Raw genomic sequence first — 12930 nt, 5'->3', positions numbered from 1 at the left:
TCAAAGGCCTTGCTCGCTCAACCATAAGTTGACCGCCGCCAGCTGCCAGAGTTTTGAACCGCGCAGCGGCGTGAGCTGGCCATCCGGATCGGCGAGCAGCTTCTCCAGTGCCTGCGGGTTGTAGAGGCCGCGCTCCTGGCTGGGGTCGAGCAGCATCTCGCGAACCCAGTTCAGTGTCGCACCCTGCAAGTGCTTGAGGCCCGGCACCGGGAAGTAGCCCTTAGGCCGGTCGATCACCTCGGCAGGAATCACCTGGCGCGCCGCTTCCTTGAGCACATACTTGCCGCCCTCGGGCAGCTTGAACCTGGCCGGGATGCGCGCCGACAGTTCGGCAACGCGGTAGTCGAGGAACGGCGTGCGCGCCTCCAAGCCCCAGGCCATGGTCATGTTGTCGACGCGCTTGACCGGGTCATCGACCAGCATCACCGTGCTGTCGATACGCAGCGCCTTGTCCACCGCCGCGTCGGCGCCGGGCTGGGCGAAGTGCTGACGGACGAAGTCGCCGGAGAAGTCGCCCTGGACCCACTGCTGCTGCACGGTCACGGCATATTCCTCGTACGTGCGATCGCGGAACGCGGCGAGGTAGGCCGCCACCGGGTCTTCGGCGCCGTCCACCAGCGGATACCAGTGGTAGCCGGCGAACAGTTCGTCCGCACCCTGGCCGCTCTGCACCACCTTGCAGTGCTTGGCCACTTCCCGCGAGAGCAGGTAGAAGGCGATGCAGTCATGGCTGACCATCGGCTCGCTCATCGCCTGGAAGGCGGCCGGCAGCTGTTCGAGGATTTCCTTTTCCTGAATACGCAGCTGGTGATGACGCGTGTTGTAGTGCTTGGCGATCAGATCCGAGTACTTGAACTCGTCGCCGCGCTCGCCGCCGGCATCTTCGAAGCCGATAGAGAACGTCAGCAGGTTGTCCGCCACACCGGCTTCGCGCAGCAGGCCGACCAGCAGGCTGGAGTCGACACCGCCGGAGAGCAGTACGCCGACATCCACCGCGGCGCGCTGACGGATCGCCACCGCCTCGCGCATGGTGTCCAGGGTGCGCTGTTTCCAGTCTTCGAAGCTGTAGTTGCGCTCCTCTTCACGGGCGCCGAATTCAAGCTCCCACCAGCGCTGGGTGGTGGTCGCGCCATTGGCGTCGACGCGCATCCAGCTCGCCGGCGGCAATTTCTCGATACCGGCGATCAGCGTGTCCGGTGCCGGAACCACGGCGTGGAAACTCATGTAGTGATTCAGCGCCACCGGATTCAAAACACCCGCTATGTCGCCGCCCTTGAGCAGTGCCGGCAGCGACGAGGCGAAGCGCAGGCGCTGGTCGGTGCGCGACAGGTACAGCGGCTTGACGCCGAGACGGTCGCGGGCGATGAACAGCTGCTGGCTGTCGCGCTCCCAGATGGCAAAGGCGAACATGCCGTTCAGCCGCGGCAGCAGCGCTTCGCCCCAGGCATGGAAGCCCTTGAGCAGCACTTCGGTATCGCCTTCGGAGAAGAAGCGGTAGCCCAGGCCTTCCAGCTCTGCGCGCAATTCGGGGTAGTTGTAGATGGCGCCGTTGAAGACCATCGACAGGCCGAGGGCCGAGTCGATCATCGGCTGGCCGGACGCCTCGCACAGATCCATGATCTTCAGGCGCCGATGACCCAGGGCGAGTGGGCCCTGGCTGTGGAAACCGCACGCGTCGGGGCCGCGCGCAGTCAGGTGTTGAGTGATGCGTTCAACCGCAGCCAGATCGGCCGGGCGGTTATCGAAACGAAGTTCTCCAGCTATGCCACACATAAGATCCTTACCGGTTTTGCCGTTGGGGAGTGTGACTGGCCCGTCACCCGCTAAGTTCAGCCTTTCGAATCAGCGCAGCGGCGCCGATGCGGCCGGGAACAGGTCAGTCAGCTTTTTACACCAAAACAAAAAAATGCTTTGATGTCAAAGTTAGTTGTAGCAAGAAAGACTGAATATGGCGGAAGAAACAGTTTCAAGCGAAATCAATAGTGTCGAGCTAGAAGCCTTCGAAATGCCGCTGTTTCAGGCCATGCGCCGGTTGCAGCAAGACGCCGAAGTGCATGCCAAACGGCTGGCGCGTTACGGCGGGCTGAGCCCTGTGCAGCTGATGATCCTGCAGGTGCTGGCTAGCGAAGGGCAGTTGACCGCAAGTGACCTGAGTCGGCGCGTCAGCCTTACCGCAGCCACGCTTTCCGGTCAGATCGACCGGCTGGAGGAGCGCGGCCTGTTGCAGCGCCAGCGCGACGATCAGGACCGTCGCCGCCAGTGGCTGCTGCTCAGCGATAACGGCCGCGCCTTGTTGCAGCAGGCGCCTGCGCTGTTGTCTCCGGAGTTCCGCGCACGTTTCGCCGCCCTGCCACAATGGGAGCGCCACGCGCTGACCGCCGCGCTGCTGCGTGCCGCCGAGCTGTGCGGCGACATGGAGTGAGCGCCGCTAGCGCGAGTTCTTAAGGCTTTCCACTGTCAGCTCCAGCGCCTTGCGCATGTCCAGCCGTGCCGAGCGACCGACATCGCGATCATCCAGCCGATAGCCGCGTTCCGACGGCAGAATCGGCGCGGTAAGGTCATCCGCCTCGGCGGGTTCGAAATCCGAGTCGCGGCCGATGGTCATGGCGCTGCGGCGCAGCAGTTCGCGCACCTGATCCGGCTCCAGCCCAGGATTGACCGAAAGCATCGCGCCCACCGCGCCGGCAACCAGCGGCGTGGCATAGGAGGTGCCGCAATGCACGTCGCCGCGCTGCTCGGGATCGAGCGTGGCGGCACGGGTGCAGGCCGCAGCGGTGATATCCACGCGCATGTCGACATTGGAGGATTTGCGCTTGCGTACGTAGTCCGGGTGCTCCACCGAGACCTTTTTCCTGTCGTTGCGCTCATGGCCGCCGACCACCAGCAACTGCTCGGTGATGAACGAGGAGGGCAGTCGATAGTCGTCACGCCCGGAGTGGGCCGAGCCATTGCCGGCGGAGTTGATCACCAGCACGTCGGGATGTTCGCGGCGCAACCAGAGGAAGAATTCCTCCAGCAGCTCCTCGTAGCCGCTCATGGCAATTCCCGAGCGCAGCAGCGAATCCACCGGCTCGCCTTCCACATCCACCGTGCCAATGCGGTGGATGCCCCAACTCCAGTTGAGGATGCGCGCGCCGTCCTCCACCAGATTCACCGAGGCCGCGACGTTGGCCGTGATGCCGGCGTCCGAGTTGCGCTCGACGATCACCTCGAAGCCCGGCCCGGTACCGTCCAGTGCACTGAGAAATCCCTGGTCGCGGGCATCGCTGGCGTGGGCGGCGAGGATGCCGGCGACGCTGCTGCCGTGATTGTCCGGCCGGTCTGCGTCGCGGGCGTAGAGGCAGGTGCGCTGCTGCTGTGGATCGCAGGGTCCGAGGTACTCGGCAAAATGCGGTGCATCGAAGTCCACCGCACGCTCGATGATGCCGATACGCACCGGCTGTTTTTCGCCGGCGCGCAGGCCGGCGGGAATGCGTTCGCGGTAGTAGTCCACCGCATCGAGGAAGCGGTTGGCGGCCCACTCCCGGTTCTGCAGACGCTTCTGATCCGCGGTCTTGCCGGTTTCCTGCTCGTCGTTCTCGGCTGCCGATTCCTCGATCACCACGGCATCCACGCCTACCTCGCTGCCCAAGCGCAGCACCATGGCGTCGCGCTCGGTCAGATCTTTCACTGGTAGGCGCAGCTGATAGGTGTTCAGCGGCGGTATGGCGCCGACCACCTTGGCGCCGTACTTCTCGGCGAGCTGCCGCGCCTTGTCCAGGCCTTCGTGATCCTCCTCGATGATCAGGCTGACGAGGTCTACGTAGGTGGTCAGGTCATCCATGTTGCGCGCCACTTCATCGGGTTTGGCGGCGAGCACCTGGCTGCGACCAGCCGAGAGCCAGACCGGATTGCTGCGTTGCCCGTCGCGTTCCAGCCACAGCGGGCCGCTGCGCACCGCGTCCGCCGCTAGGGTCAGGCGCAGCTGCTTGCCGTCGCGTTGGAGCGTGTCGGCAGCCACTCGCTCGCCGTTGAGGTACAGCTGCACCCCGCCGCGGGGCAGGCCTTTGGCGCTCAGGCACCAGCTCAGCGAATCCTCGGCGAAGAGGTCGCCGCAGCGCTTGAGCTGGGTGATGCGGATGGGATCTTCTGCAGCTGCCGGAAAGGCGGCGAGGGCGCTCAATAACCCGAGGCCGAGGCCGAGGGTGAACAGGGTGGAGGCGCGTTCTGGCATGGTTCAACGTCGCTCGAGGTAGTTGACGCTGAACAGCCCGCGCCGGTCGGTCCACTGACCGCGACAGGCGAAGCCGGCGGCATCGGCCAGGGCAGCGAAGGATTCCAGCGTGTACTTGTAGGAGTTTTCCGTGTGCAGGCTTTCCCCAGCATCGAAGTGGAAGCGCCGGCCTTCGATGGTCACGTCCTGCGCATCGGGGCTGATCAGGTGCATCTCAATGCGCGATTCGGCCTCGTTGAAGAAGGCGCGATGGACGAAGCGTGACGGGTCGATGTCGCTGTCCAGCTCGTTGCGGATGCGCTGCAGCAGGTTGAGGTTGAAGGCAGCGGTGACATGGGCGCGGTCGTTGTAGGCAGCCTCCAGCACCGCTCGGTCCTTGACCAGATCGACGCCGATCACTAGGCCGCCGCCGGCCGGCAGCACATCGTGCAAACGCTGCAGAAAGGCCGCGGCCTCGCCCGGGGTGAAGTTGCCGATGCTGGAACCGGGGAAGAACATCAGCGGGTGCTCGCTGGAGAAATCATCCGGCAGGTTCAGCTCGTTGGAAAAGTCGGTACAGGCGGCATGCACCTCCAGCCACGGGTAGTCCGCCGCCAGCCGCTGGGTGCTGCTGAGCAGGAAGTCCTCGGAGATGTCGATGCCCAGATAGCTGGTCGGGTGCAGTGCCTCCAGCAGCAGGCGTACCTTGCGACTGGCACCGCTGCCCAGCTCGATCAGGTCGCTGTGAGGGCCGGCGATGTCGAGGATGTCGTTGGCAGCCTCGGCGAGAATCTGCTCCTCAGTGCGGGTGATGTAGTACTCGGGCTGCTGGCAGATCTGCTCGAACAGCTCGGACCCGCGGCGGTCATAGAAGAACTTTGGCGAGGCCCATTTCGGGCTCGCGGCGAACCCGGCGAGGGTTTCGTCGCGCAGCGAGGCGTCGTGTGGCTGTTGCAGCTGATCGTGAAAGTGAATTGCCAGCGCCATGTTCAGAGCCCTCTGGCCAGGCGCAGCCCGGCGAACTGCCAGCGCATGGCCGGCTGGAAGAAGTTGCGGTAGGTGACCCGTAGGTGGGATTCCGGCGTGGCGCAGCAACCGCCACGCAAGACCATCTGGCCGGACATGAACTTGCCGTTGTACTCGCCGAGGCTGCCCTCCAGCGGGCGAAAACCCGGATAGGGCAGGTAGGCGCTGGCGGTCCACTCCCAGACATCGCCGAACAGCTGCCTCGGGCCGTCATGGCCGGGCGGCGCGGCGACCGGTTGCAGGTAGTCGCTTTCAAGGAAGTTGCCGCGCAATGGCTGGTCGGCGGCGGCGACTTCCCATTCCGCTTCGCTCGGCAGCCGCGCACCGGCCCAGCGTGCGAAGGCATCGGCCTCGTAATAGCTGATGTGACAGACCGGTGCCTCCAGGTCCAGCGGGCGCAGGCCACCAAGGGTCATCTCGTGCCAGCTGGCGTCCTCGCGCAGCCAGTACAGCGGAGCGTTCCAGCCGGCCTGCTGGATCAGGTCCCAGCCGTCCGACAGCCACAGCTCCGGGCGGGCATAACCGCCGTCAGTGATGAACGACAGGTATTCGCGGTTGCTCACCAATCGTTCGGCAAGCTGGAAATCCTCGACGAACTGGCGATGTCGCGGGGTTTCGCAATCGAAGGCGAAATCGCTGCCGGCATGCCCGATGTGCTGCACACCGCCGGCGTATTCATGCCAGCGCGGGCGCTCGGGGCTGCTGGGCCGGGGCTGGGCGAGATCGTCGCGATAAACCGGGTGCAGCGGGTTCTGCGCGAGGATGTGCTTGATGTCCATCAGCAGCAGTTCCTGGTGCTGCTGCTCATGCTGCAGGCCGAGGCCGACGCGGCGGACGATTTCGGCAGCCTGCTCGCGCGGCGGATTGCTCAGCAGTTCGCCCATGGCCTGGTCGACGTGGCGGCGATAGCGATAGATCTCGTCCACTCCCGGGCGGGACAGCACACCGCGCCGTGCCCGCGGAAAGGGCAGGCCATGGGTCTGGTAGTAGGAGTTGAACAGGTAGTCGTAGGCCTCGTTCAGCCGCCGGTAACCAGGCAGATAAGGCAACAGCAGAAAGGTCTCGAAGAACCAGCTGACGTGCGCCAAGTGCCATTTCGGCGGGCTGACTTCCGGCGTGCTCTGGATGACGTAATCCTCGACCTGCAGCGGCGTGCAGATCGCCTCGCTGGTGGCGCGTACCTGCCGGTAACGCTGCAGCAACAGGTCGAGTTCGGCGAGTACCGGATGCGAATGTGGCTGCTCTGCCAGGTTGCCCATGGCTGTCCCCCTCGGGTTTGACGACCGAAACGGCCTCCCATAGCGACCCGGCGCAGCGGGCAAAAGTTTCTGCCGGCCGGCCCGGCAAAGTTGAAGAAGAACCGGCGGCGCCCTGGTCACTCTGTATGAGCAAAGCAGGGGATCGAACCATGCGAAAGTTGTCAGTTTTGGGTTCCGCAGCGCTGTTGGCTGCCTGCGGGCAACACAATACGGCGTCCTACACCGACGCCGCGGGCGCGCCGAAAAGCGCCGAGACGCGCACCCTCGAGGCCGGCGCAAAGCTGTTGCAGGGCAAGGCGCCGCTGAATGCTGTGAGCGCTTACCTCAACGGCTTTCACTTCTATAACGGCGACATGGACGGGCAAATGGAGGCCCACCACTACGTCACGCGGCTGAACGAGGACGTGATGCAGGCGCTGATCTACGACGGCAATGGCAGCGATGCCAAGCTCATGGGCGTCGAATACATCATCAGCGCGCGCCTGTTCGCGACACTGCCCGACGATGAGAAGATGCTCTGGCACAGCCACGATTACGAGGTGAAGTCCGGCGCGCTGGTCGCCCCCGGCCTGCCGCAGGTCGCGGAAAAGCAGCTGATGGAACAGGTGGTCAGCACCTATGGCAAGACGTGGCACACCTGGCATACCGACCGCGACAAGGAACTGCCCTATGGAATTCCGGCGCTGATGAAGGGATTTACCGCGGATGGCCAGCTGGACCCGGCGCTGGAACAGGCCCGTGACGACCGTCTCGACGTGGATACCCAGGCGATCCGTCGCAGTCGCGAGTCGATCCCGCAGCCGACGGTCGATCCGGCGGCAAATGCCTGGGAGAAAGGTGAAGTGATTCCGCTGCAGCGGGTGCGGGGGGCCGGCGGGCATCGCCACGGCGATGGGGCCGGGCGGGCGGAAATCATCGAGTCGGGACGCCTGCAACAACAGCAACAGCGCAGCGATAAACGCTGAGGTTACTGATCGCCGTCGACCGGGGGCGTCGGGCGAATCAGGATTTCGTTGACGTCTACATGGGCCGGCTGAGACAGGGCATAGACCACTGCGCGGCCGACATCCTCCGGTTGCAGAGCATAGGCTGGCGGTTCGTCGAACAGCGGCGTGTCGACCATGCCCGGCTCGATCAGAGTGACCCGCACACCGCTGCCGCGCAGTTCTTCGCGCACGCTCAGACCCATCCCGGTCACCGCCCATTTGCTGGCGCTGTACATCGAGCCGGGAATGACGAAGCGCCCGGCCGCCGAACCGGTGAGCAGCAAATGACCGCGGCTGGCCTTCAAGGCGGCCAGCGCGCAGCGCAGGGTCAGGCCGACGCCGTAGACGTTGGTCAGCAGCATGGTTTTCCAGACTTCGGGATCGGCACCGCTGAAACCGCCCTCGCTGCCGGGGATGCCGGCGTTGGCGTAGACCGCATCGAGCTGGCCGTAGTGATCGAGCACGCGTTGCACCATGGCTTGTTGCTCGGCGTAATCGGTCACGTCGCAGCGAATGGCGAGGGCGCGCTGCGGCCCGATTTCATCGACCAGCTGCCGCAGCTTGTCCTCGGAGCGTGCGGCGAGCGCCAGCCGGTAGCCGGCCGCCGCTGCCAGACGTGCGGTTGCCGCGCCGATACCGGATGAGGCGCCGGTGATCAGCAGCACGTGATCGCTCATGGCCGCTCCTCAGTAGTTCGGCGTGGTTTCCGGAATGGCGCTGTCGTCGGTGATGAACGGCATGCTCCAGGGTTCGAGGGTGCAACCCTTGTCGATCAGCTCCTGACGGGTCTGCTCGATCACCTGTGCCATGCGCAGCGGGTCGGCGTAGTCGCGCACCTGCGCCACGCGGGTGATTTCCTCGCCGCTGCCGTTCATCACGGTGAAGCCGAAACTGTCGTCCTCGGGGTTGGCGCTGGTCACGCAACCACAGGGCAGGAAGGCTTCTGAGGCCAGTTGCATGGCGTTGTCGAGGCTGAGCGGGGTGGTGGTCATGGTCATCTCCGTTGCGTTGCGGATGTATCAAGTTGACCGCCATATCCCATGGCCGTTTCCCGACCGCCGACCGGCTGTCGCTTGTGCAAAGGCTGGGGCGCCACCATATTCATCGGCATGACCACGTCATCCGTCGATCCACTTGGCCGTTTCCACCCCGCCGTGGCGGGCTGGTTTTCCCGCAGTTTTCCCGCACCGACGCCGGCCCAGGCGGCTGCCTGGCCCCTTATTCGTGCCGGTCGTTCGACCCTGGTGGCCGCGCCGACTGGCTCGGGCAAGACGCTGACCGCCTTTCTCGCCGCCATCGATGGTCTGGTGCAGCAGGGGCTGGCCGAGGGCGGCCTGGCCGACGCGACGCGCGTGCTCTATGTCTCGCCACTGAAGGCCTTGTCCAACGACATCCATATCAACCTGGAGAAGCCGCTCGCCGGGATCACCGCCGAGCTGGCGCGTCTGGGGCTACCTGCGCTGGAAATCCGCACCGCGGTGCGTACCGGCGACACGCCGCAGGCCGAGCGCAACGCCATGCGCAAGCGCGTGCCGCATATCCTCGTCACCACGCCGGAATCGCTCTATGTGCTGCTCGGCTCGGCATCTGGGCGCGAAATGCTCGCCGGTGTGCGGAGCGTGATCGTCGACGAGATTCACGCCATCGCCGGCAACAAGCGTGGCAGCCATCTGGCGCTGTCGCTGGAGCGACTGGAAGCGCTCTGCAATCGGCCGCTGGTGCGGGTCGGCCTGTCGGCGACGCAGAAGCCGATCGATGCGGTGGCGCGCTTTCTGGTCGGCGTCGAGCGACCGTGCGAGATTGTCGACATCGGCCATGGCCGCGCCCGCGACCTGGCGCTGGAAGTGCCGTCGGTGCCACTGGAAGCGGTGATGAGCAACGATGCCTGGGCGCTGGTCTACGACCGCCTCGCGGCACTGGCTGGCGAGCATCGCACTACGCTGGTGTTCGTCAACACGCGGCGCATGGCCGAGCGCACCACCCGGCATCTGGCCGAGCGGCTGGGGGCAGAGGTGGTCGCTGCGCATCACGGCAGCCTGGCCCGCGAACAGCGGCTGAGCGCCGAGCAGAAGCTCAAGCGCGGCGAGTTGCGGGTCCTGGTCGCGACTGCCTCGCTGGAGCTGGGCATCGACATCGGTGATGTCGAACTGGTCTGCCAGCTTGGCTCGCCACGCTCGATTTCGGCCTTTCTGCAGCGGGTTGGGCGGGCCGGGCACCAGGTCGCCGGCGTGTCCAAGGGCCGGCTGTTCCCCAGCTCCCGCGACGACCTGATCGAGTGTGCCGCGCTGCTCGACGCCGTGCGTCGTGGCGAGCTGGACACGCTGAAGATCCCGCACGCGCCGCTGGATGTGCTGGCCCAGCAGATCGTCGCGGAGGTGGCCTGTCGGGAATGGAAGGAGGAAGCGTTGCTCCAGCTGTTCCGCCGTGCGATGCCCTATGCCGCGGTCGACGACGCGACCTTCCAGGCACTGCTGCGAATGCTCGCCGAGGGTTACACCACCCGCCACGGAACCCGCGGCGCCTATCTACACCGTGATCTCGCGACGCGCAGCCTGCGTGGCCGACGCGGTGGTCGGCTGACCGCACTGACCTCCGGCGGCACCATCGCCGACAACGCCGACTATGCCGTGCTGCTGGAGCCGCAGGGGCTGAATATCGGCACGGTGAACGAGGACTTCGCGGTGGAGAGCCTGGCCGGCGATGTGTTCCAGCTGGGTAACACGTCGTATCGCATCCTTAAGATCGAGTCCGGGCGGGTGCGTGTCGAGGACGCCCAGGGCATGCCGCCGAGCATTCCCTTCTGGCTGGGCGAGGCGCCTGGGCGCAGCGACGAGCTGTCCTTTTCCGTGGCGCGGCTGCGTGACGAGATTGATCGGCGGTTGGCTGAGGGGGAGGCGGTGGGCGGGGTGGACCTGTCGCCCGCCATCGATTGGCTTACCGGCACCCTTGGCCTGACGGAAACCGCCGCGCGACAGATCGTCGAATACCTGGCGCGTGCCCGCTCCGCACTTGGCGCCTTGCCGACTCAGCAGCGGCTGGTGATGGAGCGCTTCTTCGACGAGTCCGGCGGCACCCAGCTGGTCATTCACTCGCCCTATGGCAGCCGCATCAATCGCGCCTGGGGGCTGGCACTGCGCAAGCGCTTCTGCCGCACCTTCAACTTCGAGCTGCAGGCGGCGGCCACCGAGGACGCCATCATTCTTTCGCTGTCCACCAGTCACAGCTTTCCGCTGGCGGAAGTCTGGCGCTACCTGCATTCGGCCAGCGCCGAGCAGGTGCTGATCCAGGCACTGCTGGATGCGCCGCTGTTCGGTGTGCGCTGGCGCTGGATCGCCACCACGGCACTGGCGTTGCCGCGCATGGCCGGCGGACGCAAGGTCGCGCCGCAGCTACAGCGAATGAAGAGCGACGATCTGCTGGCCACGGTCTTTCCCGACCAAGTTGCCTGCCTGGAAAACATCGTCGGCGAGCGCGAGATTCCCGATCATCCGCTTGTACGCCAGACACTCGATGACTGCCTGCACGAGGCTATGGATAGCGAAGGCTTGCTCGCGCTGCTGCGGCGCATGGAGGGCGGCCAGGTTGAACTGCTGGCGCGTGATCTGCCCGCGCCGTCGCCGCTGGCCATGGATATTCTCGGCGCGCGCCCTTACGCCTTTCTCGACGATGCACCGCTGGAAGAGCGCCGCACCCAGGCGGTGCTCGCGCGGCGCTGGAGCGATCCGGAGTCGGCTGACGATCTGGGCGCGCTGGACCCGGAAGCGATAGCCGCCGTGCGTGAGGAGGCCTGGCCCGAGGCGCGCAGTGCCGACGAGTTGCACGAGGCGCTGACAGCGCTCGGTTGCATTGCCGAGGCCGAGGCCGCCGCACAGCTGCAATGGAGCGAATGGCTGGCCGAACTGGCCCGTGGCGGCCGCGCGACACGCATGCAGGTGGCGCACGACCGTGTCCTCTGGTTGCCGCTCGAGCGCCTGATGCTGCTGCGCGCGGTCTATCCGCAGGCCCCGTTCCAGCCGCATCTGCAGGCGCCTGGCGGTTACGATCAGTCAATCGAGGAAGAGGCGGCACTGGTCGAGCTGATTCGTGCGCGGCTGAGCGGCTTCGGCCCGCTGCCGGTGGCGTTGATCGCGCGGCCGCTGGCGTTACCGGCCTCTGCCGTCGCGGCGGCGTTGGTCCGTCTGGAAAGTCAGGGTTACGTGATGCGCGGGCGTTTCAGCGCTGGCGCAGTGGAGGAGGAGTGGTGCGAGCGGCATCTGCTGGTGCGTATCCATCGCTACACGGTCAAGCGTCTGCGGCGGGAGATCGAGCCGGTCGAACGTGTCGATTTCATGCGCTTTCTTGCCGACTGGCAACATCTGTCCGCGACCACGCGCATGCAGGGTCGCGAAGCGCTGGCCACGGTCGTCGAACAGCTGGAGGGTTTTCAGGCCGCCGCCGCTGCGTGGGAAGCCGATCTCTTGCCGGCGCGGCTGAAGGACTATAGTGGCACCTGGCTGGACGAGCTGTGCCGCTCCGGTTGCATTGTCTGGACACGGCTGGCCGGGCGGCTCAGGGCCAGCGGCGGGCCGGTGCGCGGCACGCCGATCGTGCTGCTGCCGCGGCGCCAGTTACCGACCTGGTATGCACTGGCCAGCGATGCGCCGGCGCCGGAGCTGTCTTCACGGGCACAGCGGGTGCTCGAATGCCTGAACGCCCAGGGCGCGCTGTTCTTCGATGAGCTGCAGCACGACGCGCATCTGCTGCGCAGCGAACTGGAGGATGCCCTTGGCGAGCTGGTGGCGGTGGGCTTGGTAAACGCCGACAGCTTCGCCGGTCTGCGCGCATTGCTGGCGCCGGCGAGCAAGCGCTCGCGCACGGCCCGGCGAAGCCGCGGGGGTGCCTTTATCGGCGGGATGGATGACGCCGGCCGCTGGGCACTGGTGCGCAAGTCTGGAGCGGGCGAAGAGGAGGCAAGAACACCAGCGTTCGATGCAGAGGCACTGGAGCACATTGCCCGTGTGCTGCTGCGCCGTTACGGCGTGGTGTGCTGGCGCCTGCTGGCGCGTGAAGCGGACTGGTTGCCGCCCTGGCGCGACCTGCTGCGGGTCTACCATCGGCTGGAAGCCCGTGGCGAGATTCGCGGCGGGCGCTTTGTTGAGGCGGTGGCGGGCGAGCAGTTCGCTCTGCCGGAGGCGCTTGGCTTGCTGCGCGAGGTGCGCAAGCGGCCGCTGGCCGGCGAGATGCTGGCGGTGTCCGCGGTCGATCCGTTCAATCAGCTCGGCACCTTGTTGCCGGGCGCCAGGGTGCCGGCCCTGGCGGCAAATCGGATCCTTTTTCGCGACGGGTTGCCGGTGGCTGTGCTGGCGGCGGGCAAGCCGCAATGGCTGGTCGAACTGGACGAGGATGCCCAGCGCGAGGCGCGCCGCCTGCTGACGCCGGCCAGACGCTGAGTAGTTAGTAGCCTGTTTGGTACGTTCAGTTGGTCAAT

Annotated in this window: 9 protein-coding genes; 3 read left to right on the top strand and 6 right to left on the bottom strand. The window is 66.0% G+C overall.

Translation table 11 applies throughout. The features are described 5' to 3' along the window. On the bottom strand, nt 1-1773 hold the full coding sequence (locus IEG05_RS12745) for an N-acetylglutaminylglutamine amidotransferase (RefSeq protein WP_046619837.1): 1773 nt from the start codon (nt 1771-1773) through the stop codon (nt 1-3). Nucleotides 1774-1948: 175 nt separating this feature from the next. Between IEG05_RS12745 and IEG05_RS12740 the strand changes: the two genes are divergently transcribed. After that, a complete protein-coding gene (locus tag IEG05_RS12740; protein WP_046619836.1) occupies nt 1949-2422 on the top strand; it encodes a MarR family winged helix-turn-helix transcriptional regulator in 474 nt (157 codons plus the stop codon). Nucleotides 2423-2428: 6 nt separating this feature from the next. Here IEG05_RS12740 and IEG05_RS12735 read toward each other — a convergent pair whose 3' ends face one another. From IEG05_RS12735 to egtB, 3 genes are read right to left on the bottom strand one after another with little or no spacing between them, the layout of a single operon-like run. Beyond that, entirely contained in the window at nt 2429-4213 is a 1785-nt protein-coding gene (locus IEG05_RS12735) for a S8/S53 family peptidase (protein ID WP_046619832.1), read from the bottom strand. Between the two features lie 3 nt (nt 4214-4216). After that, complete coding sequence (egtD, locus tag IEG05_RS12730; protein ID WP_044314594.1) at nt 4217-5179, bottom strand: L-histidine N(alpha)-methyltransferase; 963 nt, start codon at nt 5177-5179, stop codon at nt 4217-4219. A gap of 2 nt (nt 5180-5181) precedes the next feature. Continuing rightward, a complete protein-coding gene (egtB, locus tag IEG05_RS12725; protein ID WP_014819804.1) occupies nt 5182-6477 on the bottom strand; it encodes an ergothioneine biosynthesis protein EgtB in 1296 nt (431 codons plus the stop codon). A gap of 149 nt (nt 6478-6626) precedes the next feature. On the opposite strand from egtB, the gene IEG05_RS12720 reads away from it, so the two are divergent. Next, on the top strand, nt 6627-7442 hold the full coding sequence (locus IEG05_RS12720; protein WP_046619830.1) for an OBAP family protein: 816 nt from the start codon (nt 6627-6629) through the stop codon (nt 7440-7442). Between the two features lie 2 nt (nt 7443-7444). Here IEG05_RS12720 and IEG05_RS12715 read toward each other — a convergent pair whose 3' ends face one another. Further along, nucleotides 7445-8140 carry an SDR family oxidoreductase gene (locus IEG05_RS12715; RefSeq protein WP_046619829.1) on the bottom strand — a complete coding sequence of 232 codons (696 nt, stop codon included), beginning with the start codon at nt 8138-8140 and terminating at the stop codon, nt 7445-7447. A gap of 9 nt (nt 8141-8149) precedes the next feature. Further along, nucleotides 8150-8455: a hypothetical protein gene (locus tag IEG05_RS12710; RefSeq protein ID WP_014819807.1), complete on the bottom strand. Its 306-nt coding sequence runs from the start codon at nt 8453-8455 to the stop codon at nt 8150-8152. Between the two features lie 117 nt (nt 8456-8572). Between IEG05_RS12710 and IEG05_RS12705 the strand changes: the two genes are divergently transcribed. Then, nucleotides 8573-12892: a DEAD/DEAH box helicase gene (locus IEG05_RS12705; protein ID WP_191122161.1), complete on the top strand. Its 4320-nt coding sequence runs from the start codon at nt 8573-8575 to the stop codon at nt 12890-12892. The last annotated feature ends 38 nt before the right edge of the window (nt 12893-12930 follow it).

The organism is Stutzerimonas kunmingensis (assembly GCF_014764705.1).
Lineage (GTDB): Bacteria > Pseudomonadota > Gammaproteobacteria > Pseudomonadales > Pseudomonadaceae > Stutzerimonas.
This window is presented reverse-complemented; position numbering and strand designations above follow the sequence as displayed.

Bases quoted from the DNA above. Each gene is read 5' to 3' on its own strand.
- IEG05_RS12745 (WP_046619837.1), bottom strand. From the start codon at position 1,773: ATGTGTGGCATAGCTGGAGAACTTCGTTTCGATAACCGCCCGGCCGAT.
- IEG05_RS12740 (WP_046619836.1), top strand. From the start codon at position 1,949: ATGGCGGAAGAAACAGTTTCAAGCGAAATCAATAGTGTCGAGCTAGAA.
- IEG05_RS12735 (WP_046619832.1), bottom strand. From the start codon at position 4,213: ATGCCAGAACGCGCCTCCACCCTGTTCACCCTCGGCCTCGGCCTCGGG.
- egtD (WP_044314594.1), bottom strand. From the start codon at position 5,179: ATGGCGCTGGCAATTCACTTTCACGATCAGCTGCAACAGCCACACGAC.
- egtB (WP_014819804.1), bottom strand. From the start codon at position 6,477: ATGGGCAACCTGGCAGAGCAGCCACATTCGCATCCGGTACTCGCCGAA.
- IEG05_RS12720 (WP_046619830.1), top strand. From the start codon at position 6,627: ATGCGAAAGTTGTCAGTTTTGGGTTCCGCAGCGCTGTTGGCTGCCTGC.
- IEG05_RS12715 (WP_046619829.1), bottom strand. From the start codon at position 8,140: ATGAGCGATCACGTGCTGCTGATCACCGGCGCCTCATCCGGTATCGGC.
- IEG05_RS12710 (WP_014819807.1), bottom strand. From the start codon at position 8,455: ATGACCACCACCCCGCTCAGCCTCGACAACGCCATGCAACTGGCCTCA.
- IEG05_RS12705 (WP_191122161.1), top strand. From the start codon at position 8,573: ATGACCACGTCATCCGTCGATCCACTTGGCCGTTTCCACCCCGCCGTG.